The sequence below is a fragment of the Pleionea sediminis genome, from assembly GCF_007570825.1.
GTDB lineage: Bacteria > Pseudomonadota > Gammaproteobacteria > Enterobacterales > Kangiellaceae > Pleionea > Pleionea sediminis.
In genome coordinates this window covers 104,075-129,850 of the sequence record NZ_SUNB01000006.1, presented here as the reverse complement: position 1 = coordinate 129,850, position 25,776 = coordinate 104,075, and the positions used below count along the sequence as shown (strand labels likewise).

Here is a 25,776-nt window from a genome sequence, read left to right as displayed (position 1 = left end):
ATGTGACCGCTTTAATGACTTTTAATTATTAAAGTATTTATATCAAAAATACACTATAAAGATATATCATAGATATTGTCATTAATAAAAAAATGCAGCTATAAAGCTGCATTTTTAACAACAGACGAAAGTTATTAAGTTATAGATCTGGAGCGTCTAGCTTTATTATGGAAAAAACAGCGCCTTGAGGATCGTTAATAACGGCTAGCTTACCAACTTCAGGAACAACAAAAGGCTCCACACATACTTGTCCTCCAGCGGCTTTGACCCTTTCACAAACTTTATCCGTGTCATCTACCGCAAAATAAGTCATCCAGTGAGAAGGCATATCACCCCACTCTTCGGTCATTTGAATGATTCCTCCACCGGCTTGATCACCATTTTTAATCATGGTGTACGGACCCATCGACATCTTCTCAGTTTCCACAGTCCAACCAAATAAATTGCAGTAAAACTCGGCTGCTGCTTTACTGTCTTTGGTCGCCAGTTCATTCCAACAAAGACAACCTGGCTCATTCACCATTTCCGCACCATGATTATTCTTAGCCTCCCAAAGTGCAAAACCAGCTCCCTGAGGATCTTGGACAAAAGCCATTCGCCCAGCATCACCCACGTCATGAGGACCTAAACTCACATTTCCACCAAGAGATTTAATTTTATCTACAGCATCGTCGATATTCGCAACCGATACATAAGATAACCAATGTGGTGGAACTTCTGCTTTTATTTGCTCTTCGGTCATTGGATACATTGCACCAACGACTTTGTCGTCAAGCTGCCACATAGAATAGTCACCTTGTTCCATTGGCATATCAGACCACTTCCATCCAAAAATCTCGGCATAAAAAGCTTTTGCTTTCTCCGCATCGCTTGTCGCTAATTCGGCCCAACAAAAGGTGCCGGGTTGATATTCAGTTCTTATTCCCATTGCTTGCTCCTTGTCTCACAAACTCTAAAAACTCTAAAAACTCTAAAAACTCTAAAAACTCTAAAGCATTATGCGCTACTTTTTAATTGCAAAAAACAAAAGATCTGTGAAGAAAGGTAACAAATTAATGATTGAGATTTTTTAATCAAAACTTAGTTATAAAATTAAAACAAAGAGGAGTCGTTAAAACATAAGATTGGCTCATCCTTGAGCACGGGTACAATAGCCACCGAAGTGGTTTGACATCCTGTCAGTTGAGGCTTGCATGGTTGCTCTTTACAGCCTTCTAGCGCTTGGTTTACTGTTGCTTCATGGCCAAACTGGTGTCGAACTCAGAGACTTTAATTTCAACACGACGATTCAATTGACGTTCGCTGTCAGTTGAGCCTTCTACTAAAGGCATCGTTTCACCGTAAGCAAAAATTTCAACCGATACATTACGGCCTAATTTTTCTGTTAACGCCTGTTGAATTGTTTGAGCCCGCTTTTTAGAAAGCTCATAGTTATACATCTCTGATCCAACTTCATCTGCGTGGCCATGAATAGAAATATCGGACGCACCGGACTCTTGTAAGTAATCGATCCATTCATTTAAGGTGCTTTCTTGCGAAAAGCTTAATTCGTAAGAATCGAAAGCAAATAATAAATGATGATCCGGAGCTGTCGGTGTTTCAACAATGACAGTTTCTTCAACCGGTGCTTCGGTTTCTACACTCGCAGTGGACTCTTGAGTTGACATACTGGAACAACCCGTTAACGCTATCGCACTCGCAATCATTAATAGAGGTAAGTTAAGTTTCATAATATCTCCTAGATTAACTTGTAACGACATAATCCAAATTATGTCTAAAAAATTCCTGAGCCCTCGTTAAAGTGTTGTGGTATATCACATGTCCGAAATCATCAGGGTGCTTTCTTATTTGTGTCACAGTAACCAAAGGAATACTGTCATCGTCAATTTTTGATTTTATGTTTTGTCCGAATATCCTGGTAAAAGGTTTAAACGGAGCAATTACACACAAATAATTTTTTACTGTTTTAATTCCATTAAGTTGACCAAATAATGTTGCGACATCACCTTTGTATTCTTCTTGAGATACCACACCAGAGATAATTGCTGTTTCTTCTTTTATCTCAACTTTAATGTGTGCCGGCTCAATCATAACCGCTTGGTCGTGCATATTTTTCGGCCCTCAATTTAGCGGGCTCACCCAATTTTGAGCTCACCCGCTTAAGCAAATTACTTAGATGCTTTTAAAAATACTTTGTACTCATCACGATTTAGTTTTTCATCAAGATTTGTATCAAGCTTTTTAAATACATCGGTAAGATGCGGAACTGCTTTAGATTCATCCATAGAAATGAATCCATCAGCATCTTTATCAATTGCTTTAAAATCAGTTGAAATTTTTGCTACCTCTACTTCAACTTTCTCAACGTCTTTCTTCTCATCAGCAACAGAAACGAACGATAACGTTGCGGCAATTGATAATGTGATTAGCTTTTTCATCTATCTCTCCTTTCGGATTTTATTGTGGTTTATCAAAGTTCACTGACTCTATTTCACAAACTGTGCCACATTTATATTTTTCAAATTAATCAATGAGTTATATTTACGGACATTGGAACGGCCCTTGCAGTATCCCGGCGAGAAAGGAAAAATAGTGCTGATTCGTTGCAAAAGAGCAACTGGTTATCAGAATACTTTTGAAAAGCAATTTAAAATCAAACGGTTAGCAAGTTGCAAAAAAGAAACACAAGGTGTACCAACGTGATCAATAGAGTCATCAACTCGTGACAAATCGCCCATTCATTCAATTATCCATTTTGCAACGATGGGCATTATCGCTGTGCTTATCACTGCTTCCATTCATTGGCTCAGTCGTTTTTGCGCTCTGGACAATTGACCAACAATCGCATTTGCAAAACCAGTTAACTCGGCAGTCTCTGGATCTCAAAAAGCAAAATTTAAAACTCAACAGTATGATGGCGCGTCTGGAACGGCCGTTAAAACAATACATAGTTCTCAAAAATCCAGAGCTCATTGAATTGTTCAATCAGAAACTAATCGATTTTAAAGCAACACAAAGTCACATCTTACAAAGTCCCTTACTTAATAAACTCGCTCTAAAACAATTGGCGAGCACCTTTGGTGAATTAAATCAGCATCTGTCTCAAATGGTAAAGGCTGTAGAAACAGAGGATGCGAATCGAGTGGCAATGGATAAGCCCTATGAATGGTTAGCCAATATTAGCGATATTGTCGATAACGCGATAAATGATAATTTACGCAACAGCCAACAGGATCTTAAAACCGCAGAACTGCACATTGTTTTACTAGGAAGTTTAGTGGTACCTCTGTCTATTCTGCTTTTTGTTTACAGCTTAAAATCGATTACTCGTCCGGTGCAATCGTTAAGCCGCGCCATCAATTTGTTAGGACGTGGCCGCTGGCAAGATCCTATCAACATTGTTGGCCCGCTCGATTTGACAATACTTGGGCAACGTCTCGAATGGATGCGCCGTCAACTGAAGGAGTCTGATGAACAAAAAAAATTGATATTAAGACACGTCACCCATGAGTTAAAAACCCCTTTATCAGCGATTATGGAAGCCGCTTCTTTGCTAAGAGACGAAATTCCGGGTCAAATAAATGAGAAGCAGGCCCATGTTCTAGACATTTTGAAGGTCAATTCTGAGACATTAAACAATTTAATTGCCACCATGCTTAGCTACAATACCGCGTTGGTGAAGCAGTCAACCTTCACCGAGGAACTCGATTTGCAGGAACTCGTAAGCCCATTGATTAAGGAACTTTCGCAGTCTCATAAACAGATAGAATGGCAGATTCCCGACAAAGGATTGGTTATTTCAACCGACCGACAAAGAGTCGAGATGATTTTGCGGAACTTGTTCTCAAACGCAATTTATTACTCTAAAGAAGTTGCCAAAATCAATGTAGATTGGAAGCAAAACGATTCAAACTGGTATCTTTCGGTGAAAGATAACGGGTTAGGAATTGAGGAAAGCGAACTTGAAAAAGTGTTTGAACCTTTTTATCAAGGAAATAGTCAACGTCAAAGTGCCGTTAAGGGAAGCGGTATTGGGCTTGCTATTGTTAAAGAGTGCGTTGAAACCATGCAGGGAGAAATTTCTGTGACATCCGAACTCAATCAAGGCACTGAATTTACTATTTCGTTTCCTAATACAGTGAGTATCTCATGACAAAACAATCAATAATGCTACTCACACTATTGCTTACTACGGTTTTGGGTTTAATCACTGGATGTCAAACACAACGTTCAGATGCCGCTTACAAAACAGTTGATGGCCAGTGGCAAACACCACTTCCGATTAATTTAGAGAAGTCATTATTTCCAAATATCGACACTGTTTTGACCTACCGAACACACCGTTGTCAATTAAACAACCGCTCGGTAAAACAGGAAATTTCGAAATACCAACAAGAATCGGAGCCCTCTTCGGAGTTAGAGATTTTTGTTCTGACAAGTTGTTACCCAGAAAGTTTCTCAAAGCTTTTTAAAAAACAGTTAAACAAATTAATGCATGAGAAACATTGGCCAGACACCTATCACTCGTTGGCAACCATGTTGAATGCTCAATTAAAAATACATAACGATAGCATTCAAGAAAAAGACAAAGTTATTAACAAGCTTCATAAAACGATCGAAGCGCTCACAAAAATTGAGCAAGAAATAAATTTAAGGGAGCGATAAAATGAAAGACAATAATTCAAACAGTGTTTCGGTACTGGTTGTCGACGATGACCACGACTTACTACAATTACTCGATATGCGATTAACTGCGGCAGGCTTTAATACCTGTTGCTGTAGCTCTGGTCAGGAAGCGCTCGATAAACTCGATAACTTTTCACCTTCAGCAGTCATCACCGACCTCAAGATGGACGGCATGGATGGTATGCAACTGCTCGAAAAAATTCATCAGATACGCCCGCTATTACCCGTTATTATGCTAACTGCTCATGGTTCTATTCCTGATGCTGTCGTTGCAGCTCAAAAAGGTGTTTTTGCATTTTTAACAAAACCTATTAATAAACAGGAATTAATAACTACGTTAGAGCAAGCTTGCAACACAACAACGGTTGTCAATCAGCCCGATGAGTGGTCTTCAAATATTATCACCCGAAGTCCACGTATGTTTGAATTATTAGAGCAAGCAAAAATGGTTGCCCAAAGTAATGTGAGTGTATTCATTACTGGCGATAGTGGTACTGGAAAAGAATTATTAGCGCAAGCGATTCACTCTGCCAGCCGACGCCATAATAATCCATTTATTCCAATCAACTGTGGAGCGATTCCTTCTGAGTTACTTGAGTCTGAATTATTCGGTCATAAAAAAGGTGCATTTACTGGCGCAAATAATGATCATCAAGGACTTTTTCAGGCTGCAGACCAGGGAACTTTATTTTTGGATGAAATTGGTGACATGCCACTCTCATTGCAGGTTAAATTATTACGTGTCTTACAAGAAGAGACCGTTCGCCCCGTCGGCTCGACACAGCACATACCCGTTGATGTTCGCGTAATTGCGGCAACGCACCGACACATTGAAAAACAAATTTCTACCGGCGAATTTCGTGAAGATTTATTTTATCGTCTCAATGTCGTGAATCTCGAATTACCAAGGTTACGTGATCGAAAAGAAGATGTTCCTTTACTGGTAAATCACTTTCTAAATCAGGTAGCATCACAAAATAATCAAACACAACGAAAGTTTTCTGAAGAAGCAATGCAATTACTCATGGGGTATCATTGGCCAGGTAATATTCGACAACTACAAAATCTTGTAGAAAGAACCGTTGCTTTGAGTCCAAGCAAAGTTATATCAGAGTCTTTAGTTCGCTCCAGCTTACCAACCGATGAGCAAGCTATTACACCATTAACAGAAGCCAAACAAGCTTTTGAAAGAAACTACGTTAAGCAATTGCTTAAACAAACGAATGGCTCAATTCCTGACGCCGCAAAACTAGCAGGTCGAAATCGCTCAGATTTTTATAAAATTGTTAAACGACACAACATCGATACCAATCACTTTGTACTCGCAGAAACGAGTCGTGTTGCGCGGCAATTAACTTAAATCGAACAGTGTCTCAGTTATTTCAGCGCTCGGATTTGGCGATCGTGCCAATGTCCGAGAGCTACTAAGGCGACAATAGCACCAATCAGCGCATACATCATGTCCGATTGAGTGTCCCAAACGTATCCCTGAGTACCAAGAAAAGATTCTGCAGCCTCATCGGACAACAGAGCAACCCACCACTCTATTAACTCATAAAAAGCGCTGAATGCCAGACACACCGAAATGATCAACAAGTTTTGCCAGTGACGTCCATTTATGACTTGATGTCGAACAAATAATTCGCGTGCGATGATTGCAGGCACAAACCCTTGCAAAAAGTGCCCGAGTTTATCGTAATTATTTCTTTGCCATCCAAACCAATCTTGAAACCAGTGCCCCAAAGGCACCTCGGCATAAGTATAATGTCCACCGATCATTAAAACGACCGAGTGAATTAAAATTAAGATATATAACAATTGAGTTAATGGAAAACGTTGATAAGTTGAAGCGATAATGACTAAACCGATGATTGCCGGCAAGACTTCGAGAAACCAGGTGAGAGTATCTTTAGGTTGTATTCCCGACCAGATTAGTACAAGAAAAAACACCAATAACCAGCTAACTTTCTTCATACGATTACCTACGCTTTTCGGCTTTAACTTTTTGTTTAGATACCCAACTAAAATGCCGGGCTAAGACTTCGTCATTAAGTAATTGTTGCAATGAATTGAATTGGTTTGCCAGAATCATTTCATCATATATTTTATGGATGCCACGGTGACATAACCGGCAGATATCAATGCCCTGATTCAGTTGTTCCTTGGAGTATAGCTTTTGAAAGCGTTTTCGACGATGCATTTTACGCGGAATCAAGTGATGAAAAGTAAGATCAGTCACTCTTCCACATAATAAGCATTGCCCAAACTTCTGTTTAATTGATGTTACCTCTTGTTCAAACGGCGGTTACTGTCGATTGAATATTTAAACGCGATTGGATAATTTCGGCCATCATCACAATGTGTTGATCATCATCATTCAAACATGGAATATAATGATATCGCTGTCCACCACTTTGCTGAAAAATCTCTTTATTCTCTTGCTCTATTTCTTCAATCGTTTCTAAACAGTCAGCAGAAAAACCAGGACATATAACATCAACCGACAATTTTTGCTGACCTAACTTTTCCATAGTTTTATCAGTGTAAGGTTGTAACCAGAGCTCTCTACCAAATCGGGACTGAAAGCACAGAATCCACTCGTCACTCGACAAACCTAACTCCTCAGCCAATAACTCTGCGGTTCTTGCACATTCATTTGGATAAGGATCACCGTTTGTTGCATAACGTTGTGGTATACCATGAAAGGACATTAACAAACGATCGCCCCGCTCGTTATTTTGCCAATGTCGACGGACGGATTCAGCAAGCGCTTTAATATAGAGCGGATGATCATGATAATCACGCACAAAATCCATTGCTGGCAAATTCCATTGGGCAGCCTGTACTTTTGCGATTCGGTCAAATACCGAAGCCGTCGTCGCCGATGAAAACTGCGGATACAAGGGAAGTACTAAAATTCGCGAACAGTCGCGCAATTTTTCCAATCCACTCGATATCGAAGGGTTACCGTAATTCATGGCTAACTCGACAGAAACGTTAACCTCATTCTCTCGAAAGAATTGCCGTAATTTACTCGTTTGCTTTTTAGAAATAGCCAGTAACGGCGCACCCTCGTCCGTCCAAATAGCCTGGTATAACTTAGCGACTTTTGGTGGACGAACCCGGAGAATAATCCCGTGAAGTACTGGGCACCAGATCCAGCGAGAAAGATCGACAACGCGCTTGTCGTGGAGGAATTCTGCTAAATATTTTCGAACCGCAGCAGATGTCGGTTCATCAGGTGTGCCCAAATTAACTAAAAGCACACCTAATTTATTTGAAATTGTCATAGTATGAGCAAGTGACTACTTGGCAAGCGCCTCAAAAATCTTATCACGAATATCGGACATAGTGCCGACCCCGGGTACTTTTACGTACTCAGGTGAGTGTTCAGATCGCTCTTCTGCAAATTTCATGTAATAGTCAACCAGAGGCTTCGTTTGATCGTGATAGACATTCAAACGATGACGGACCGTTTCTTCCTTATCATCATCTCGTTGAATTAAATCTTCACCGGTAACGTCATCTTTACCTTCTTGCTTGGGTGGATTGTATTCAATATGGTAAGTACGACCTGAATCAGGATGGACACGACGACCACTTAATCGATTTATGATTTCTTCATCATCGACATCAATTTCAACCACAAAGTCGACGTGAATATTATTTTCGCGCATGGCATCAGCTTGTGGAATCGTCCGAGGGAAGCCATCAAGTAAATACCCATTCTTACAATCCGACTCTGCAACACGCTCTTTGACCAGGCCAATAATAATGTCATCGGAAACCAATTTTCCTGCATCCATCACTTTTTTGGCTTCCAAACCCAGTGGCGTGCCTGCTTTAACGGCAGCACGCAGCATGTCACCAGTTGATATTTGCGGAATGCCGTACTTATCTTTTATGTACTGAGCTTGAGTTCCTTTTCCTGCGCCTGGCGCACCCAATAAAATAACTCGCATACACTCTTCTCCGGGAGTTTTTTATTCTGAAGGCCGATTATCCGGCCAAACCAATGACCAATTCATCTGTGTAGACGCTAAGATACCGATCACGCAAGGCTAACTCAAGGAAATTGTGGCTCTTTTCCAGAGTAATATCGAATGTCGAGAAAATTTAGCAACATATGATTAGATTTCAGGCAATTATCTCGCCTGATGCCTTCTTACTGGATTTTTACTCATTGACCTAGAAAAAAGGGCTGCCCAACGGCAGCCCTTTTTGATTCAGTTAAGTCAAGATAGTCTTACTTCATCAATAGCTTGTTCAAGCGACGAGTAAACGTGCCCGGATCTTTCAGTGAACCACTTTCAGACAACATGGCTTGGTCAAATAAGAATAATGCCCAATCTTTAAACTCATCGCCGTCTTTTTCTGCCGCTAGTTTAACCAATGGATGCTCAGGATTAATCTCGAACACCGGCTTAATCTCAGGCATATCTTGCCCTGCTGCGGCCATTAATCGCGCCATTTGTGCCGACATATCACCTTCGGGAGAGACAACACAAGCCGGAGAATCGGTCAAACGATGGGTAACTTTCACTTCTTTAACCCGCTCACCAAGCTCTTCTTTAAAACGCTCAACTAACGGTTGCGATTCTTTCTCAACCTTTTCGCGTTCTTCTTTCTCGGCTTCGTCTTCTAAATCACCTAAATCAAGATCACCCTGTGTAACAGAAACAAGTTTCTTGTCTTTGTAATCGGTTAATTGAGAAATTGCCCATTCATCAATACGATCCGAAAGTAGTAAAACTTCAATGCCTTTTTTGCGGAAAACTTCTAAGTGAGGGCTATTCTTGGCCGTTTCAAAACTTTCAGCGGTAATATAATAAATTTTATCTTGCGCTTCACCCATTCGCTCAATATAAGCATCAAGCGAAACGTCTTGTGTTTCCGTGTCGTTGTGAGTTGAAGCGAACCGTAATAAGCCTGCAATTTTTTCTCGATTGCTGAAATCTTCCCCCAGACCTTCTTTAATTACATTTCCGAATTGTCCCCAGAAATGTTGATACTCCTCAGCATTAGACTTTGCTAATTTTTCCAACATACCTAACACTCGTTTCACACAAGCATTTTTCAAAGATTGTGTGACTGAACTGTCTTGTAAAATTTCTCGAGAAACGTTGAGAGGTAAATCATTACTATCAAGTACGCCGCGTACAAAACGCAGATATACCGGTAAAAACTGCTCAGCGTCATCCATAATAAATACTCGCTGGACGTACAGCTTCACACCACGAGAACGCTCTCGATTCCACATATCGTAAGGCGCATTTTTAGGGATATACAATAAGCTGGTGTACTCTTGCTTCCCTTCGACTTTGTTGTGTGCCCATGTAACAGGCTCAGCAAAATCGTGCGAAATATGTTTATAAAATTCTTTATATTCTTCATCAGAAATATCCGACTTAGAGCGCGTCCACAAAGCCGTTGCTTTATTAACCAATTCAAATTCAGTCGATGGTTTCGCTTCTTCGCCTTCTTCAGCTGGTTCGGCCGGTTTTAGCATTTCAACAGGCACTGAAATGTGATCTGAGTATTTGCTAATGATTGAACGCAAGCGCCAATCGTTTAAAAAGTCTTTTTCAGCTTCTTTCAAATGTAAAATAACATCGGTTCCACGTGTACTACGCTCGGCTTCTGCTAATTCAAATTCACCTTCACCTTCTGACTGCCATTGCCAAGCTTCATCTGAACCGGCTGCTTTTGAAATAACCGTCATTTTATCGGCAACAATAAAGCCGGAGTAAAACCCAACTCCAAATTGTCCAATTAGATTAGCGTCTTTTTTCTGATCGCCAGAAAGTTGAGAGATAAATTCCGCGGTGCCAGAGCGTGCAATGGTTCCCAGATTCGACATTAAATCGTCTTTGCTCATGCCGATACCATTGTCACTGATGGTCAAAGTGCCGGCCTTTTCATCCGTCGTAATCCGAATGCGGAATTCTGGATCATCAGCAATTAAATTGGCGTTATCGAGCGACTTAAAACGCAATTTATCAACGGCATCAGCCGCATTAGAAATTAGCTCTCGCAAAAAGATCTCTTTGTTGCTGTACAAAGAATGAACCATCAAGTGCAATAGCTGTTTAACTTCAGTCTGAAAACTGTGTTTTTCCATAGACGCTGTCTCACTCATTGAACCTGTACCTCCGTCAGATAAGAATCATTAAAATATGAGTTTCAATTCAGTGAGAGTTTAATGGGGGCAGGCAAATATTTTTCAACAGGTTAGAGGCATTAATCCTGAATTTTTTTAATGATAAACTGCAGTTCGCGATTCAACCAATGTTGCACACCAATGGCTTCCTTTTTAGCAGCGGAAAATACCCGCTCCTGATCATCTGGATTCAAACAAATCGTGAAGCGACCAACAAACGGCGTAACACTACTTTTATGACTGTCTCGATTGAGCTCTAAATACTCATCAATGACCTGACTAAAGCGGGATTTTAAATCTTTGAGGCTTTTGCCTTCGAATATGAGAACATCTTGTGCGTTTATTACTTCGCCTAAAATGCAATCGGATTCGGGCTCATATTCGAGCTGGGCAACGAACCCTTTGTAGGTTAACAAGGCAGCACATTCCTTTACGAAATCCTACCTTAACTATAGCAGCTTATATCCGCTCCATGCTGCCCTGGGGAGTGTCTCTTAAATCAATTATTTATGGAATTATAAGTTTCTTATAAAAAATCGACTTAAAACTCTAACTTTCTTCGTTCTGTAATCGAGCGTGCCAAAGTATTGGAATCGATATACTCTAACTCACCCCCCATAGGAACGCCTTGAGCAATTCGCGTCACCGGAATATTATAAGACTCAACCATGTCACGAATATAATGCGCGGTTGCTTCACCTTCGATAGTCGATCCCGTTGCCATAATAATTTCTTTTACATTTCCTTGTGCCAGATGCTGTTGAAATATATCAAGGCCCAGGTCATCAGGTCCAATTCCGTCGAGCGGTGATAAGTGTCCCATTAATACAAAATAGGTACCGCTAAAAACACCAGAACTTTCTATCGCGATCACATCGGCTGGAGATTCAACCACACAAACAAGCGACGAATCACGCTTTGGATTACTGCAAATAGAACAGAGCTCTTGCTCAGTAAAATTTTTACACTGCTTACAGTGTTTAATTTGCTCCATTGCCTGACTCAGAATAGCAGCCAAATGAGCGCCACCCATTCGATCACGTTCCAATAAATGATAACTCATGCGCTGGGCGCTTTTGCGCCCGACACCAGGTAAGCAACGGAGAGCTTCTATCAAGCTCTCCAAAAGTGGTGATTGTTTCATAGTAAGTTAAAAAGGAAACTTAAAGCCGGGCGGGATCGGTAAGCCTTCAGTTACAGAAGACATATGAGACTGTGTTTCTGACTCAACTTTTCGAACAGCGTCATTAATTGCTGCAGCAACTAAGTCTTCAACAATTTCTTTATCATCTTTCATCAGCGAATCGTCAATTTCAACACGACGAACATCATGACGACCGGTCATAACAACTTTGACCATACCCGCACCGGACTCCCCCGTTACCTCCAGATTAGCAACTTCATCTTGCGCACGCTTCATTTTTTCTTGAAGCTCTTGCGCTTGCTTCATCATATTACCTAACCCTTTCATACCTTTAATACCTCAAGCTACTTTAATTTAATTGAATATCGTCCAGCGAAATGTTGGCCCCAAAGGTCTCTAACAATGCTGAAACTTTTGGATTATTCTCAAAGCCTTCTTTAATTGACTTAAGTTTTTCAATGTGTAATCGTTCAGAGATCAATTTAGGCGTATCGCTAGCCTCTTCAACGAATAAATAATCCAATTTAATTTTTGAGTTTAGCGACTCAACTAACGAATCGTTTAATGACTCATTCAATGCGTCACCAATTTTTTGGCGCGCATTGTCTGTTAAAAAATGTTCGACTGATTGTAATAAATTCAGTGTTACTTTTGCTCCCTCAACCGACACAACTCGACTGTTATTTAAAACCTGAAAAATGGATCCTGATAAACCCAGTTGCTGCACAAACTTATGCCAGCTCGTGGTATCTTTAAGTTCATCTAACGAAGCCGGTTCAAAGATTTCTTCAGTCTGTTGAATATTGTCTTCAATACCTTGCGTTAATTCTTGGGTTGCATCTGCAGACGAACTCGATTCATTAGTTTTCGATGGCTTAACTGAGTCGTCTGTGATTGATGAGTCTGAATGGTTGGCTTTTTCCTTGATTGCCGGTTCAACCGACAACACTTCTGCTGCTGCCGCTTGCATCTCTAAAATATCACGGGATATTAAGGGTTCTTGATCCTGTTCGTTTCGATTATCGCCTTCACAAACAACAACTTCATCCTCGGCTTCTTGCTCGGCGGATTTCAATTGATTTTGATCAATCGAGTCTGTTTGTAAAACCGGAGACCGACTCGCCATTGGCTCGTTTATTTCTTGTGTCGATGATACTGGCGCTTCGTTCAAAACAGGATTAGTCGGTGATGGCGGCTGCGATGAATGATTTTCCAAGGGCATTGATTCTGATGAACTCAATAGTCTGGCCGGAGAAGGATCGTTCGCTTTATTACGCTCATCTGATTCTTGTACAGTCTTTTTTGCCGTCCCACTTTGTTGATACGGCGTTGTTTGTTGATGCGGTGTTGACTGTTCTGTAGGCTCACTCGTTAGTTTGCCTATACCTTCAGAATTTTTTTTTTGCCCAGAGTGCATCGCTGGCGATGACTGCACACTTGGCTTTTGAGTTTCAGTAATCTTTTGACCCGCAACTGCCGGTTGAAATGCCAACATACGTAACAATGCCATTTCGAAACCTTGTCGCGGATCCGGTGACAACGGCAAATCTTTTCGAGCATGTGTTGCCAGCTGATAAAACAACTGCAAATCTTGTTGGCTCAGCTGTTGACTCAGTTGCGCGATAGATTCTTCAAGCTCATTTCCATTTGTTCCCAGTGCTTGAGCAACGGCTAATCGGTGCAACATTGAAATGATTTCTGCAAGTACGGCTTGGTAGTCGGGAGAAAACTCACTCATTCGTTCAGTAATATCGAATAATGCTGAAGCATCTTTATTGGCTAGAGCTAAAATGAACTCTGCGACAAATTGATGATCAACCGCACCTAACATATCGGCAACGTCGTTCTGTTTAAGCGTACCTCCTCCAAACGCAATAGCTTGATCCAATAAACTCAAAGAATCACGCATACTTCCATCGGCGGCCCGTGCAATCAGATTCAAACTGTCGGCATCAAACTCGATAGCTTCATTCGATAAAATATGATGCAAGTGACCAACAATCGCTTCGGGAGTCATTCTTTTTAAATGAAACTGCAAACACCGCGATAAAACGGTAACGGGTAATTTTTGCGGATCGGTCGTTGCTAATAAAAAGATGACATGCGGAGGCGGTTCTTCCAAAGTCTTGAGTAGCGCATTAAAACTACTGTTAGACAACATATGAACCTCATCAATGAGGTAAACTTTGTAACGACCACGCGTAGGTCGATATTGAACGTTATCTAAAATTTCACGCGTATCTTCTACTTTGGTACGAGATGCAGCGTCGATTTCCATCAAGTCAACAAAATGCCCTTGCTCGATTTCTTGGCAGATAGCACATTCACCACACGGTGAAGAAGTCACGCCAGATTCACAGTTCAAACATTTTGAAAAAATTCGAGCAATAGTGGTTTTGCCGACACCGCGAGTTCCGGTAAATAAGTAGGCGTGATGCAACCGACCTTGATCGATGGCGTTCACGATAGCGCGTTGAACGTGCTCTTGCCCCACTAATTGTTGGAAATTTTGTGGACGCCACTTTCTCGCTAATACGGTGTAAGACATGCTTCACTCAATTAAAATTCAGAACCAGAGACCATTATAATCAACCTTCCGAAGGAACTCTAACATAATTAAGCAAGCTCATTATTTGCACAGATACGCCCTTACTGAAAGGCAAACGCAGCTTCGAATTAGACAATGACAAGAGTTGAGAGAAATTGATTAGAAAAGATTGGGTGGGACCTGCCAGCCCGACCTCGGCACACGAGTCGGTCACTACCGTTGCTCCCTTCCGGGCCTGGCGGGATTCGTGACGTATCGTTGCGAGGGAACCAGCAGGTACCCATAGCGAAAGAACGCGCATTATCCCTGAAATTAGGTCACTTGAAAAGCCCTTCAAAGAAAGAAATATTTGCTTAATTTTCAATCATATAAGTGCCTTTAGACGCATCAATCAAAGAGCGACTGCGATTCTTGATTGATAAATACCCGATCAACTCGATAAAATCGCCGTTAAATTAATTTTGATTTTACGCATCCACGCCTTATCCAGCTCAACATCAAACGTTAATCTCTCCTATAAATAAAGAAATTGACTTAATGAACTTAATCACGAAATAAAGGTTTACTCCCCGATATTTTTACACCTGATTACATTTTATCCATTACGCTTATATTAATGTGGGTTTGAAGACTCAATTATTGTGACTGCTCAAGTCGAGTTGTTAACGTTTATCTACAGCTGAATGTTCGAGGTTTAACGTATGTTCGCATTTATCGCTGATTTTTTTAAAGGCCGTCCGAAAGAAGAAACAAAGCCCAATATAAAAGGTGTGTCTGGCACATCCGCCAAAACAGAACGCACCATTCATTATGATGCCCATTTAATTGAAACCTTAAAGAACGATCATTCAAAGTTGGTCGATCTTTATGGAAAACTTTGGGATGAGGGATATAGTATGAAAGACTTTAAACGTCTTTCCAGTTTAATCGCTGAGTTCAAAGCGAGCTTTCAGTCTCACCTACTTAAAGAAAATGTAAAGTTTTATGTGTATTTGGAACAATCGCTATCGGATGACTTACACACTTTACAAGTAGTTAAAGATTTTCGCAGCGACATGAATGATATTGCAAATGCAGTGATTCAATTTTGTAAAAAATATCAACACCAAGCTTTCACCGACGAAATGGAGCAAGAGTTTGAACGCGACTATATAAAAATTGGCGAGGTACTTACTCGGCGAGTCAGTATGGAAGAGAACGAACTTTACCTACTTTACCAGCCAGAGTAACACGCTTTATCTTCAGTCGTTGAAGTTAAGAAACGAAAGCAACAACCAACCTCTAAATAAATGAATAATCGTTTGGTTGTGTTTTAACAGAAAGAACGATGACTCAAAGTAAATTCGACCTAACCATTAAATCTCACAGTTCACTTACCCTAATAATTCATAACTCTTAACACTTAAATTTTCACTTTCAAAAATAATCGAGAGTTCGATCAACAAAAGTAACCTGAGCTTGTTCTCTTTTCATTAAAAATTGTTAAGTGGTTCATTATTTTTTATTGCCAATTAAATGATTTGTGTTCAAACGAATCTTCATCGATTTAATTGTCACTAAAAATGTCATCGCAAGTCGTTATTGAATCTGATTTAATTTTCTTGCAAATCCAAAGCATATGACATTTACTGTATACTCTGGCGAGAAATAAGCTTTTATGCTTTTTATTTATAAGACATTTGTGGGTCATGAGCGCAAATCAAAAAATCATCGAGCAGCGCTTTAATGCGCAACCTAAAAACCTGAAAGCCATTCGAGACACACTTTATAACTCAATGAAAACTAAAGGGTTTAGTGAAGAGTGTACTTCAGATGTTGTGCTTGCGGTTGATGAGGCTTGCCAAAATATAATTCGACATGCTTATCAATTTGATGATTCTGGTATTATTGATCTTGGTGTTTATTTATCAAATAATACTATTTCGGTTGAGTTAATTGATTTTGCAGACCCGGTTGATCCAGCCTGCTGTGTACCTAAAGCTCAAAAGGAACTAAAGCCCGGCGGACTAGGTACAATGTTTATGAATAAATTAATGGACTCGGTGGAGTATGAATGCCCACCACCGAAAGGGACAGGGAACAAATTGGTCATGAAAAAACATAACCGAGCATAGAAAACTTGGTTTCGTGTGTTAACGCTCATTTAAGGATAACTAAATGAACTACTCTGTCACTCAAAACGGTGATCGCACTACTGTGTTCTTAACCGGCGACGTGGACTTGGAACGCTCGCCAGAAGCACGTAAAGTTTTGTTAGATACTGTTGACCAAGGACAAAACCTGGTTGTCGATATGTCGGAAGTGAATTATATCGATTCATCAGGTGTTGCAAGCTTGGTTGAAGCGCTTCAAGCTTCAAAAAAGAGAAACTTAAACTTTTCTTTAACGGACGTTAGTGAACCCGCATTAAAGGTTTTTAAACTAGCGCGTTTAGAAAAGGTTTTTGATATTCGATAAGAGAGGGGGACTTCCCCTCTCTTAATTTTTAATTAACCTTTATCAGCTGGTAATTTTACTGTGATAAATTTATAAATGATAAATATATACACATTATTTTTTTATCACTTCACCACGAACATCGGTCATCGTTAAGCTTCCACTTCCCTCTTCTAAAATAGTAACGCCCTGTTCAAGTTGACTTAATTCAATACCACCAGAACCATCGTCAATCGTTACATGCCCTTTCACATCACTGACCATCATACCACCGGATCCATCTTTAACTCGTAATGCATCCATTAAATCTGAGATGGTAATTGAACCTGAGCCATCTTCAATGTCTACAGGACCAGTAACTTTACGAACTTCCATACTGCCCGAGCCATCATCAACGACTAATTCACCTTGAATATTTTCAATAAAAAGTCTGCCCGAACCATCATCGACAGATACATTTCCTTTAATGTCAGAGATATTCAATTCACCCGATCCGTCTCGAACTTTGATGTCATTATTGATTGAAGAAATCGTCATGGCTCCGGAGCCATCTTTAACATCCAGTAATAATCGAGCAGGCACCGTGACGGTCAAATCTATTGATGGACTTTTTCCCCAAAAGCCGCCACTACCGTCCACTTCCGACATCAGAAATGCCTTTCCATTGACTTCTTCTAGCTTGAGATCGAACTCTCCCTCATCGACATTGAGTTCCGCCTCAACTGAAATAGTGTTGATACCCTCTTCACCTTTTATAACGAGAAACCCCGCACTAGCATCCACCTTGAAAGCCGACAAACTACTGACGTCCAGAGTTAACTGGCGTGTTTCTTCTATATCAAAGGCCGAAGCAATACTGGCAGAAGTTAACAATGAAACACCTATAAACGCAGTCTTAAAATGGTTAGGCATGGTAGCTCCTTTGGTTTTCAATTTTAATGTTGTTATCTAGAATCTCAATTTAGGTCCAGAATGTCATGCGCCAAAAGTCATGATGTTTAGTATGACTATTGGCCATGGTGCCAAACCTTTAAACAATTGGACGCAGAAGTAAGAAAAAAGGTTTAAAAGAGTTCCATCATTAATTCATTAAACACCCGAATAACAGGCTCATCCTTACGTCGACTCAAACAAATGACTCCTAACTGAAAGGGTTGAGGCACCACACGACAAGGCAGAACTCGGATTTTATGCTTTAACGGGCTGTGCTCTAAAACCGGCTGAGGAACCACAGAAATGCCACATCCCAGAGCCGTCATACTCACAATCGCTTCGTGCCCTGAAACATAAGCATAAACCTTAGGTTTGATATTCATTCGTTTTAACCACTGTTTTACATGCTCTTTGGCTGGCCCGGCTTCGGGCATAACAAAGGGGATTTGGCTCCATTGAATATCCTCGCGCTGCAACTCTGCAGCAAAATCACCGCCATCGTGAGGAGCAATGATTTTGAGGGGAATGGTATCGACGGGAGTAAACAGGTATTTACGCGGAGAATGAGTTCCGGCAACAGCAAACGAAACATCGGCCAAACCATCAGCTACATGAGAATGAGCCAGAGAGACATCGCCAGTATCAATCGTCAACTCAATATTCGGGTAACGCTGCCGAAATAACGGCAAAATTTCCGATAAATATAAATGAGCGGCGGTCACGGTACAATACACTTTCAATTCGCCCTGAACATCTTGACCTTGATATTGAAAGTCGTGTTTAAGATTACTCCATAAAGCAACCACTTCTTTAGCAAAAATGACAAATCGCTCACCCTCTTTTGATAAACTGACCTGGCGATTATCACGAATCAATAATGTTTGCTGAAACTCTTCCTCTAATCGTTGCATCATACGACTGAGAGTTGATGGACTGACATGGATTGCCGTTGCCGTTTTTCCGAAATGCAATGACTCCGATAAATGAAGAAACGCATTTAACTCACGAATATTCAATTTCACCCTCCTGCTTTCCTATATCCATCATATTTGACACCTTTTGCATTGCATATTGCGCAATATTGTTTTGATTATATATCATTTTACGCAACATAGGCTCAGCAACTAATCTAATACTATCGCCACTGTCTAAGGGAAAATGCAATGAGTAATTATTTCAACCAACTCAACCATCGAGAAAAGCTCGTTCAACTGGGTAAATGTCGATTTATGTCACGCGATGAATTTAATGAAGGATGCGATGCTTTAAAAGCAAAAAAGATTGTCATCGTCGGCTGTGGCGCACAAGGCCTAAATCAAGGATTAAATATGCGTGATTCCGGGTTAGATGTTTGTTATGCCCTTCGCGATTCTGCGATCAAAGAAAAACGAATCTCTTATTTAACCGCAATAGAACATAACTTTTCTGTGGGTACGTTCGAAGAACTCATTCCAGAAGCCGATTTAGTGTATAACTTAACGCCAGATAAGCAGCATAAAGCCGTGATTGAACATCTTGAGCCATTGATGAAACACGGTGCGGTGTTAGCTTACTCTCACGGCTTCAACATTGTCGAACAAGGGCAACGCATTCGACCAGATATTACCGTCGTCATGTGTGCTCCGAAATGCCCAGGAACGGAAGTGCGCGAAGAGTACAAGCGCGGTTTTGGCGTTCCGACTTTAATTGCAGTCCATCCCGAGAACGATCCGCTTCAACAAGGTCTGGCTGTTTCCAAAGCACTTGCCTCTGCGACAGGCGGAGACCGAGCCGGTGTATTAGAGTCCTCCTTTGTTGCCGAAGTGAAATCGGATCTTATGGGCGAACAAACCATTTTGTGTGGCATGCTACAAACAGCTTCTGTTTTAGCTTATGAGAAAATGCTCGATGGTGGAATACAATCAGGTACTGCCGCCAAACTCATACAACAAGGGCTCGAAACAATTACCGAAGCATTAAAAGTCGGCGGCATATCTCATATGATGGACCGCTTGAATAACCCATCGAAACTTCGCGCATTCGATCTCGCCGAATCAATCAAGCAGCAGGTACGCCCCTTATTCGAAAAACATATGGATGATATTTTATCGGGTCAGTTTTCAGAAACCATGATGCAAGACTGGCAGAATGATGATAAAGATCTCTTAACCTGGCGAAAGGCAACTAACCAATTAGGATTTGAAACCGCTCCTACCAGCGAAGAAACATTTGCCGAGCAAAGCTATTTTGATAGAGGCATCTTTTTAGTTGCAATGGTTAAAGCTGGGGTTGAACTGGCTTTTGATGTCATGGTGGAATCCGGCATTTTGCCCGAGTCAGCTTACTATGAATCACTTCACGAAACACCATTAATTGCCAACACTATAGCGCGCAAGCGATTGTACGAAATGAATGTTGTCATTTCAGATACGGCCGAATATGGAAACTACTTGTTTTCAAATGCAGCCATTCCATTACTTAGAGAAAAACTCATGCCGCAATTGTCAACTGACGTTATTGGATACGGACTCGATTTGACGGATCATGGCGTTAATAACGAACACCTTTTATCTACTAATGAGTTAATTCAAAGACACCCGGTTGAACAGGTTGGTAAAAAACTTCGCTCCTACATGAAGGCAATGAAGAACCAGTAAAAATGATTCATAAGTTATGGTCTGAACGATTATAAATACAAACTCATATTGAAGGACAAGAAATTGACTCGATAGTGATAGAGTTCAGTTTAGGTTAAGGTAGTTGTTCTAACCTAGATACTCAGAATAAATACAACGGTGAGTGTTCCTAATGAACAAAAACAGTCTTTTTATCGCTATCGTCTCTTCTTTTTTGCTAATTCCCTCCAGCAATGCCGCCAGTACCGACGAATTATCCAGTAATCTGATGATTGAGCAATCAATCGTTAACTCTGAAGTCATTAAATTTAAAAATGATGAAAAACTCTACCCAGAGGCCAGCGATTTCAAAATTATTCACTCAGTGACTATGAGTAACGAGCGCGGTGAGCGTTGGGCGACATTAACGATCAGCAATCAAGCTACTGGTCGTCGAATATTAAAAAACCATCATATTATGGCAGTATTCGCCAACGGAAAGCGACGATTTCCAATAATTGATGAAAATACTTTTGAATCGAACGAGACCTTATCGCTCAGTGTTTACTTCGGAAAAAGTAAATTCCCAATATTGAAATTACTAACACGAGAGTAAAGTACAACCAGGGAATAAAAAATTCGATAACTGAGTGAATCCACCCCTACCCGAGTAGAGGTGGAAAACTAAAGGCTTATTTCAGATGTTTCGTTATCAATTCTGGCGAACTGATTCTTTGCAAATCGGTTCCTTTAATATTTGTTGGTTGAATGATACCTTCACCAACGAACTCCCACGTTGCAGTCGTCTTGCCGTCAAAAACTTCAAGCGTATGAGTAAAAATAGGCAACCGTTTTAACAGCACTTTTTCTCGTTGCTCGATCATTTTTATAATGGGCATAACGTCTTCAGGATTCGTCAATGAGATCAAACTCTTATTTTCAGAGTTAAAGATCTTAATATAAGCACCCTTCATTTCGCTGGTACCTTGATCATCAGATTCCATGTGTTTACAACCCAACAACAACGTACTCAACAACACCATTAAAAGATAACGATACATCACACAACCCTTTTTTTATTTATTGTAACGTCGAATAAAGAAAGCTCTGGCCAACAATAATAATACGAGGCCGGTTAATGAACCACCGCCGCCAGAAGAACCACCACCGGTTGAGTTTCCTGTGACAACTATGGATGCTACAGCGACTGACTTACAACCAGCGCCATCTGTAACACGAACAATAACGTTACCGCTATAGGCACTAGAATAAGTAAATGCAGCAGAAGTGCCAGTTCCGTCCTCTGTACCATCATTATTGAAATCCCAACTGTAAGTGTATCCTGCACCCGATCCACCTGTCGCATCAACCGTGCCTGTCACTTCATCGCCAACATTTATCGCCGAACTGGACAATGTTACCGTACCGGTTGGTGCATCACAGCCATCAAAACCGTCCAAAGAAAGAACACCAGTATCGTCTGGATCAAGCCACGCCTTTAGCTGAGTTGAAGCTGTTCCGCCGCCTAGCCATTGAACAGAAACTCGACCATACCAGTCAGGATCATTAGGCGCAGAACATGCCGCCAAACCGCCATGTAGGGTACCAACGACACGCTTATCGGAGTTCCAAATTGCAGAGCCTGAAGAACCACCTTCGGTTGTTCCCAAATCCCAAGCGCCCACTCGAAAATGCGTTCCATTCGGATTAGTAGCGTTTTCTCCATATGACGTAATAGTCAGAGTATCATTTTCAAAGCTGATGCGTTTTTCATCGCCCGAGGGGTGATGAATCGCCACCACTGAATTTGGCGTTGTATCGGTAGCATCCCAGCCGGCAAAGTGCACATTAAAAGCTGCTTCTGGATTTGAGTCGAGTTCCACTAAAGAAAAGTCAGAAGGTTCTGAGCGCGCTCGGAATGTTGAGCCCGACTGGAACTGAGTTAAACTGCCATCGGCGACATCCGTATTCATATTGCATTGAGAAGTCTCAAAATTCCAATAGAATACGATGGTAGATGCCGTGCTATTAGTAATTCCGCAGTGATTTGCCGACAAGAAATAAGGCGTATTGTCACCCGCAACGTTATTTACCAAAGTACCTGTACACAATCCGCTACCATTAATTAATATGCGTGCAACCGCACGGATTTCGTTACGCCAATCATCAGCAACCGGACAGATTACATTAATATTACAATCACCCGACTTCTCCATTGCCGAAGGCTTAATACTTCTGAATCCCTGGTTCACTGACTTAATATTGAAAGTCACGTATTTTTGCAAATGACTGGGGACATTAAGCTCCATAATAAGCTCATTGGAGTGAAAGGCCGGAGTCCAAAGTTGACCATGACTTTTGTTAGAGCGTTCATCAAATCTGGTTATTTGAGAGCCGTCTGGCGTATAAAAATAAACTTTTGCATCTTGGGGTAAAAATAAATCAGTTAATCCAATATTCAAAGATTTTGCATTAGGAGAACTGAATCGAATGCGCCAAACAGACGTTCCTGATACTTCAGTCCAGCGAATATCGTCCAGTCTCGACTTTGCCGGATAATAGGGTTCAGCAAATAAGTACGGGCCTTGGCCGCGCTTTGTATCAAGAGCCTTTGCCATATTTCGCTCGACATCCACTCTAGGCAATTCAAAACGATATTCGTTGGCAATCGATGATTTGTATTTCAGCGAAAATGGTCGATCCTGATATGACATCTTTTCGACAGAAGAAATAACTTCCGCATAAGAACTGGAGGGATTTAAAACTATAAATCCCACTAGAAAGAATAAAATTGAAACGTACTTAGTCACGTGTAATACCTCTTAAACTTACGTATATCTCTACTTTAGCTTAAAACCCGAAAAAAAAGAGAATGATTCCACGGTAAAAGTTGACAATTTTTGCTTTGCTACTCCTTTATAGCTCAAGGTTTGTAATAGATTTTTTTTTAAAACCTATCATTTCTAAAAATTCAAAATTCAGAAAACTTATCAAAAACACCTTATTAGGTTAGGAGCGAAATACCTCGTATAGATTATTCAATCAACAGAACAGTAATTTAGTATCTTTGCTTGTATACTGAGGATCTATCTTATATATCGACATACATTCACTCAATACCTATTTTATAACGCGTCTGCCGGCCCCCTTGTATAATCCCAAAACTAGGAACAAACTTAAGTGCTGTCTCAGTGGGCTGGAGAATAAAGATGAAAGAGCTTTGTGCAAACCATGGCGTTCAAATCTCCCTAAAGAAAGCTCTTAGTTGAACGCCAAGAGGAAATAAATCAGAAGTGTTTAATACGGATGGTTATGAATCACAAAATTCCTAATTTGTGATCTATTCGATCTTTCGAGCATTCTCAAATGAATCTTCTGGCGTTTTTAACCCAACTCGTTTTGCACGTTTTTCCCATTGCTTACGAGCAAGTGATTGCATATCTTCAATTGCATCAACTTCATCCATGATTTCCATACCGAGTAAAGTTTCTACGATATCTTCCATGGTGACTATACCCGTCAGTCCACCATATTCATCAACCAATGCCGCCAAGTGCTCATGACGTTCGACCAACTCTTCAAACAAATCTTTGAGCAACGTTGTATCGATTACAGCTAACAAATCGCGCTTTAAACTGTTTAACGGCTTATCACTATTACCTCGTGCAGCTTCTAATAATACATCGTGCTTTAACACATATCCTTTGATGTCTTCTTTATGCTCTCCGTAAATTGGAAAGCGAGAAAAATACAACCCTTCCATTTGACCAATCGAATCCCCGACGGTCATTGAACGATCAAAAGAAACCACTACTGGCCTCGGTGTCATAACGTCTTTGGCAAACAACGATTTAAACTTCACCATATTTTTAAAAGCCGTTGCTTCATTTTCTTCTAGAACACCTTGCTCAGCGCCGCGGTCGGCCATTGCGGCAAATTCTTCGCGAGTAAAACTGATGCTATGTCCACCACTTCCAATTAATCCTGTAATCTTTTGACAAAACCACACTAAAGGAGCCAACAAAAGCATTAAAATCTGTAATGTTTTCGCACTCGGACCAGCCAAAGTTCGCCAAAATCGAGCCCCAAGAGTTTTAGGAATGATTTCTGAGAAAATTAAAATCAAAAAAGTTAAAACCGCTGAAGTAATGCTCAAGTAAGCATTCCCGAATACGACTTGTGATTGAGCTCCAACACCTGCAGCACCAACAGTATGCGCAATAGTATTAAGACTTAATATTGTGGCCAATGGTCGATCGATGTCGTCTTTCATGGCACGTAATAACTTACCGTAACTCTTTCCATCAGATTCCAACATCGCAACATAAGAGTCATTAACAGACAGTAAGACAGCTTCAAGAATGGAACAAACAAAAGATACGCCAATGGCAAGAATAAGATAAATAATCAGTAACGTCATACGCTTCCGAAATAAGATAGGTGAATGATCATTTTCACCTATCTTACCTCATTTAGGAGCCGTTTGACGAACATTATCCGTCTCAGAACCGGTCGTAATATTGTAAATTGATATTTAATTACAACTCATGAATACCACACTCTCTTTTTAACCCAAAAAATCGTGTGTCTTCTTCCGCCAATTCACCAGAAATCGGCCGCGTCGTATGCACATCACCGATAGAAACATAGCCTTTCTCCCATAACGGGTGATAAGGCAATCGATGTTCAGTTAAATATCGATGCATATCTTTTGTAGTCCAGTCAGCAATCGGATGAATTTTGAACCGAGATTCTTGTTGTCGTATCAATTCAATATGTTGGCGAGTTGATGATTGCTGACGTCGCAAACCGGCAAACCAGGTACCTGCTTGCAATTGACTCAAGGCACCTTGTAAAGGTTCGACTTTATTCAAACGATTGTATTGTTCTATTCCAGAAACACCTTGCTGCCACAATTCACCATATCGAGCTTCCTGCCAGGCCGGACTTATTGAAGAGCGAAAGACAATTAAATTTAAATTCAATTGTTCTGTCAATTGATCAATAAATTGATACGTTTCCTTAAACAAATAACCGGTATCAATTAACACCACAGAAATATTTGGATCAACTCGAGTCAACAAATGTAGACTCACTGCCGATTGTGCGCCAAAACTTGACGTTAAAATATGATTGCCGGGTAAATACTCAAAACACCATTCAATACGCTGTAAAGCTGGCATAGAGCGTAACTGATAATTTGCCTGCTCAAAGTCAAAGGAATTAACCAGCTCAGTTGAAGAGAACGAATTTGCACAGCTTAATGTCATGACTA

General features: G+C 40.7%; 27 protein-coding genes and 1 other RNA gene. 8 read left to right on the top strand and 20 right to left on the bottom strand.

Annotation, left to right across the window (positions count from 1 at the left end):
• Positions 1 to 139: 139 nt before the first annotated feature.
• The 4 genes from FAX86_RS18520 to FAX86_RS18505 form a co-directional block, all read right to left on the bottom strand.
• Positions 140 to 928, bottom strand: a complete 789-nt coding sequence (locus tag FAX86_RS18520) for a VOC family protein (protein ID WP_144394976.1) — start codon at positions 926 to 928, stop codon at positions 140 to 142.
• 298 nt (positions 929 to 1,226) lie between these two features.
• Entirely contained in the window at positions 1,227 to 1,730 is a 504-nt protein-coding gene (locus FAX86_RS18515) for an OmpA family protein (RefSeq protein WP_164503668.1), read from the bottom strand.
• Positions 1,731 to 1,743: 13 nt separating this feature from the next.
• Positions 1,744 to 2,109 carry a hypothetical protein gene (locus tag FAX86_RS18510; protein WP_144394974.1) on the bottom strand — a complete coding sequence of 122 codons (366 nt, stop codon included), beginning with the start codon at positions 2,107 to 2,109 and terminating at the stop codon, positions 1,744 to 1,746.
• Between the two features lie 59 nt (positions 2,110 to 2,168).
• Positions 2,169 to 2,438, bottom strand: coding sequence for an EF-hand domain-containing protein (locus FAX86_RS18505; RefSeq protein WP_144394973.1), 270 nt, complete (start codon positions 2,436 to 2,438; stop codon positions 2,169 to 2,171).
• A gap of 284 nt (positions 2,439 to 2,722) precedes the next feature.
• Between FAX86_RS18505 and FAX86_RS18500 the strand changes: the two genes are divergently transcribed.
• The 3 genes from FAX86_RS18500 to FAX86_RS18490 are packed head-to-tail and all read left to right on the top strand — an operon-like array spanning position 2,723 to position 6,046.
• On the top strand, positions 2,723 to 4,153 hold the full coding sequence (locus tag FAX86_RS18500) for a HAMP domain-containing sensor histidine kinase (RefSeq protein WP_144394972.1): 1,431 nt from the start codon (positions 2,723 to 2,725) through the stop codon (positions 4,151 to 4,153).
• Positions 4,150 to 4,665: a hypothetical protein gene (locus FAX86_RS18495; RefSeq protein ID WP_144394971.1), complete on the top strand. Its 516-nt coding sequence runs from the start codon at positions 4,150 to 4,152 to the stop codon at positions 4,663 to 4,665. The genes FAX86_RS18500 and FAX86_RS18495 overlap by 4 nt, the downstream gene beginning before the upstream one ends.
• 1 nt (position 4,666) lies before the next feature.
• Positions 4,667 to 6,046, top strand: a complete 1,380-nt coding sequence (locus tag FAX86_RS18490) for a sigma 54-interacting transcriptional regulator (protein ID WP_144394970.1) — start codon at positions 4,667 to 4,669, stop codon at positions 6,044 to 6,046.
• 17 nt (positions 6,047 to 6,063) lie between these two features.
• Here the strand turns inward: FAX86_RS18490 and FAX86_RS18485 are convergent, their stop codons facing one another.
• The 10 genes from FAX86_RS18485 to ffs form a co-directional block, all read right to left on the bottom strand.
• Positions 6,064 to 6,660 (bottom strand): DUF2238 domain-containing protein, encoded by a 597-nt coding sequence (locus FAX86_RS18485; protein ID WP_144394969.1) that lies wholly within the window; start codon positions 6,658 to 6,660, stop codon positions 6,064 to 6,066.
• A 4-nt stretch (positions 6,661 to 6,664) separates the two neighbouring features.
• Positions 6,665 to 6,925 carry a hypothetical protein gene (locus tag FAX86_RS18480; protein WP_246128665.1) on the bottom strand — a complete coding sequence of 87 codons (261 nt, stop codon included), beginning with the start codon at positions 6,923 to 6,925 and terminating at the stop codon, positions 6,665 to 6,667.
• Between the two features lie 55 nt (positions 6,926 to 6,980).
• A complete protein-coding gene (gene hemH / locus FAX86_RS18475) occupies positions 6,981 to 7,976 on the bottom strand; it encodes a ferrochelatase (protein ID WP_144394967.1) in 996 nt (331 codons plus the stop codon).
• A gap of 15 nt (positions 7,977 to 7,991) precedes the next feature.
• Positions 7,992 to 8,648: an adenylate kinase gene (adk, locus tag FAX86_RS18470; RefSeq protein ID WP_144394966.1), complete on the bottom strand. Its 657-nt coding sequence runs from the start codon at positions 8,646 to 8,648 to the stop codon at positions 7,992 to 7,994.
• Positions 8,649 to 8,932: 284 nt separating this feature from the next.
• The gene (htpG, locus tag FAX86_RS18465; RefSeq protein WP_144394965.1) at positions 8,933 to 10,825 is read right to left on the bottom strand and encodes a molecular chaperone HtpG; all 1,893 of its coding nucleotides are present in this window, start codon (positions 10,823 to 10,825) and stop codon (positions 8,933 to 8,935) included.
• Positions 10,826 to 10,926: 101 nt separating this feature from the next.
• Positions 10,927 to 11,262: a hypothetical protein gene (locus tag FAX86_RS18460; RefSeq protein ID WP_144394964.1), complete on the bottom strand. Its 336-nt coding sequence runs from the start codon at positions 11,260 to 11,262 to the stop codon at positions 10,927 to 10,929.
• A 125-nt stretch (positions 11,263 to 11,387) separates the two neighbouring features.
• Entirely contained in the window at positions 11,388 to 11,990 is a 603-nt protein-coding gene (gene recR, locus FAX86_RS18455; RefSeq protein WP_144394963.1) for a recombination mediator RecR, read from the bottom strand.
• A 6-nt stretch (positions 11,991 to 11,996) separates the two neighbouring features.
• The gene (locus FAX86_RS18450; protein ID WP_205859253.1) at positions 11,997 to 12,317 is read right to left on the bottom strand and encodes a YbaB/EbfC family nucleoid-associated protein; all 321 of its coding nucleotides are present in this window, start codon (positions 12,315 to 12,317) and stop codon (positions 11,997 to 11,999) included.
• 22 nt (positions 12,318 to 12,339) lie between these two features.
• Positions 12,340 to 14,538 (bottom strand): DNA polymerase III subunit gamma/tau, encoded by a 2,199-nt coding sequence (gene dnaX / locus FAX86_RS18445; RefSeq protein ID WP_144394961.1) that lies wholly within the window; start codon positions 14,536 to 14,538, stop codon positions 12,340 to 12,342.
• A gap of 178 nt (positions 14,539 to 14,716) precedes the next feature.
• Positions 14,717 to 14,813, bottom strand: an RNA gene (gene ffs / locus FAX86_RS18440) — signal recognition particle sRNA small type.
• Positions 14,814 to 15,239: 426 nt separating this feature from the next.
• On the opposite strand from ffs, the gene FAX86_RS18435 reads away from it, so the two are divergent.
• From FAX86_RS18435 to FAX86_RS18425, 3 genes are all read left to right on the top strand, one after another.
• A complete protein-coding gene (locus tag FAX86_RS18435; RefSeq protein ID WP_144394960.1) occupies positions 15,240 to 15,767 on the top strand; it encodes a hemerythrin domain-containing protein in 528 nt (175 codons plus the stop codon).
• Between the two features lie 459 nt (positions 15,768 to 16,226).
• A complete protein-coding gene (locus FAX86_RS18430) occupies positions 16,227 to 16,652 on the top strand; it encodes an ATP-binding protein (protein WP_144394959.1) in 426 nt (141 codons plus the stop codon).
• Between the two features lie 43 nt (positions 16,653 to 16,695).
• Positions 16,696 to 16,995 carry an STAS domain-containing protein gene (locus FAX86_RS18425; protein ID WP_144394958.1) on the top strand — a complete coding sequence of 100 codons (300 nt, stop codon included), beginning with the start codon at positions 16,696 to 16,698 and terminating at the stop codon, positions 16,993 to 16,995.
• Positions 16,996 to 17,088: 93 nt separating this feature from the next.
• Here FAX86_RS18425 and FAX86_RS18420 read toward each other — a convergent pair whose 3' ends face one another.
• Positions 17,089 to 17,886, bottom strand: a complete 798-nt coding sequence (locus tag FAX86_RS18420) for a DUF4097 domain-containing protein (RefSeq protein WP_144394957.1) — start codon at positions 17,884 to 17,886, stop codon at positions 17,089 to 17,091.
• A 152-nt stretch (positions 17,887 to 18,038) separates the two neighbouring features.
• A complete protein-coding gene (gene ilvY, locus FAX86_RS18415; protein ID WP_164503667.1) occupies positions 18,039 to 18,923 on the bottom strand; it encodes an HTH-type transcriptional activator IlvY in 885 nt (294 codons plus the stop codon).
• 147 nt (positions 18,924 to 19,070) lie between these two features.
• Between ilvY and ilvC the strand changes: the two genes are divergently transcribed.
• Together ilvC and FAX86_RS18405 are read left to right on the top strand one after the other, a co-directional pair.
• Positions 19,071 to 20,543 carry a ketol-acid reductoisomerase gene (ilvC, locus tag FAX86_RS18410; RefSeq protein WP_144394955.1) on the top strand — a complete coding sequence of 491 codons (1,473 nt, stop codon included), beginning with the start codon at positions 19,071 to 19,073 and terminating at the stop codon, positions 20,541 to 20,543.
• Between the two features lie 151 nt (positions 20,544 to 20,694).
• Positions 20,695 to 21,117: a hypothetical protein gene (locus FAX86_RS18405; RefSeq protein WP_144394954.1), complete on the top strand. Its 423-nt coding sequence runs from the start codon at positions 20,695 to 20,697 to the stop codon at positions 21,115 to 21,117.
• 76 nt (positions 21,118 to 21,193) lie between these two features.
• On the opposite strand, the gene FAX86_RS18400 is transcribed toward FAX86_RS18405, so the two are convergent.
• The 4 genes from FAX86_RS18400 to FAX86_RS18385 all read right to left on the bottom strand — a co-directional run bounded on the left by FAX86_RS18400 (position 21,194) and on the right by FAX86_RS18385 (position 25,771).
• Positions 21,194 to 21,562, bottom strand: coding sequence for a hypothetical protein (locus FAX86_RS18400; RefSeq protein ID WP_144394953.1), 369 nt, complete (start codon positions 21,560 to 21,562; stop codon positions 21,194 to 21,196).
• A gap of 15 nt (positions 21,563 to 21,577) precedes the next feature.
• On the bottom strand, positions 21,578 to 23,311 hold the full coding sequence (locus FAX86_RS18395; protein ID WP_144394952.1) for a trypsin-like peptidase domain-containing protein: 1,734 nt from the start codon (positions 23,309 to 23,311) through the stop codon (positions 21,578 to 21,580).
• Between the two features lie 530 nt (positions 23,312 to 23,841).
• Entirely contained in the window at positions 23,842 to 24,921 is a 1,080-nt protein-coding gene (locus FAX86_RS18390) for a CNNM domain-containing protein (RefSeq protein ID WP_144394951.1), read from the bottom strand.
• Between the two features lie 118 nt (positions 24,922 to 25,039).
• On the bottom strand, positions 25,040 to 25,771 hold the full coding sequence (locus FAX86_RS18385; RefSeq protein ID WP_144394950.1) for a phosphoadenylyl-sulfate reductase: 732 nt from the start codon (positions 25,769 to 25,771) through the stop codon (positions 25,040 to 25,042).
• Between the last annotated feature and the right edge of the window lie 5 nt (positions 25,772 to 25,776).

Excerpts from the sequence above, each read along its gene's own strand:
- FAX86_RS18520 (WP_144394976.1), bottom strand. The coding sequence starts at position 928 with ATGGGAATAAGAACTGAATATCAACCCGGCACCTTTTGTTGGGCCGAA.
- FAX86_RS18515 (WP_164503668.1), bottom strand. The coding sequence starts at position 1,730 with ATGAAACTTAACTTACCTCTATTAATGATTGCGAGTGCGATAGCGTTA.
- FAX86_RS18510 (WP_144394974.1), bottom strand. The coding sequence starts at position 2,109 with ATGCACGACCAAGCGGTTATGATTGAGCCGGCACACATTAAAGTTGAG.
- FAX86_RS18505 (WP_144394973.1), bottom strand. The coding sequence starts at position 2,438 with ATGAAAAAGCTAATCACATTATCAATTGCCGCAACGTTATCGTTCGTT.
- FAX86_RS18495 (WP_144394971.1), top strand. The coding sequence starts at position 4,150 with ATGACAAAACAATCAATAATGCTACTCACACTATTGCTTACTACGGTT.
- FAX86_RS18490 (WP_144394970.1), top strand. The coding sequence starts at position 4,667 with ATGAAAGACAATAATTCAAACAGTGTTTCGGTACTGGTTGTCGACGAT.
- FAX86_RS18485 (WP_144394969.1), bottom strand. The coding sequence starts at position 6,660 with ATGAAGAAAGTTAGCTGGTTATTGGTGTTTTTTCTTGTACTAATCTGG.
- hemH (WP_144394967.1), bottom strand. The coding sequence starts at position 7,976 with ATGACAATTTCAAATAAATTAGGTGTGCTTTTAGTTAATTTGGGCACA.
- adk (WP_144394966.1), bottom strand. The coding sequence starts at position 8,648 with ATGCGAGTTATTTTATTGGGTGCGCCAGGCGCAGGAAAAGGAACTCAA.
- htpG (WP_144394965.1), bottom strand. The coding sequence starts at position 10,825 with ATGAGTGAGACAGCGTCTATGGAAAAACACAGTTTTCAGACTGAAGTT.
- recR (WP_144394963.1), bottom strand. The coding sequence starts at position 11,990 with ATGAAACAATCACCACTTTTGGAGAGCTTGATAGAAGCTCTCCGTTGC.
- FAX86_RS18450 (WP_205859253.1), bottom strand. The coding sequence starts at position 12,317 with ATGAAAGGGTTAGGTAATATGATGAAGCAAGCGCAAGAGCTTCAAGAA.
- dnaX (WP_144394961.1), bottom strand. The coding sequence starts at position 14,538 with ATGTCTTACACCGTATTAGCGAGAAAGTGGCGTCCACAAAATTTCCAA.
- FAX86_RS18435 (WP_144394960.1), top strand. The coding sequence starts at position 15,240 with ATGTTCGCATTTATCGCTGATTTTTTTAAAGGCCGTCCGAAAGAAGAA.
- FAX86_RS18430 (WP_144394959.1), top strand. The coding sequence starts at position 16,227 with ATGAGCGCAAATCAAAAAATCATCGAGCAGCGCTTTAATGCGCAACCT.
- FAX86_RS18425 (WP_144394958.1), top strand. The coding sequence starts at position 16,696 with ATGAACTACTCTGTCACTCAAAACGGTGATCGCACTACTGTGTTCTTA.
- FAX86_RS18420 (WP_144394957.1), bottom strand. The coding sequence starts at position 17,886 with ATGCCTAACCATTTTAAGACTGCGTTTATAGGTGTTTCATTGTTAACT.
- ilvC (WP_144394955.1), top strand. The coding sequence starts at position 19,071 with ATGAGTAATTATTTCAACCAACTCAACCATCGAGAAAAGCTCGTTCAA.
- FAX86_RS18405 (WP_144394954.1), top strand. The coding sequence starts at position 20,695 with ATGAACAAAAACAGTCTTTTTATCGCTATCGTCTCTTCTTTTTTGCTA.
- FAX86_RS18400 (WP_144394953.1), bottom strand. The coding sequence starts at position 21,562 with ATGTATCGTTATCTTTTAATGGTGTTGTTGAGTACGTTGTTGTTGGGT.
- FAX86_RS18390 (WP_144394951.1), bottom strand. The coding sequence starts at position 24,921 with ATGACGTTACTGATTATTTATCTTATTCTTGCCATTGGCGTATCTTTT.
- FAX86_RS18385 (WP_144394950.1), bottom strand. The coding sequence starts at position 25,771 with ATGACATTAAGCTGTGCAAATTCGTTCTCTTCAACTGAGCTGGTTAAT.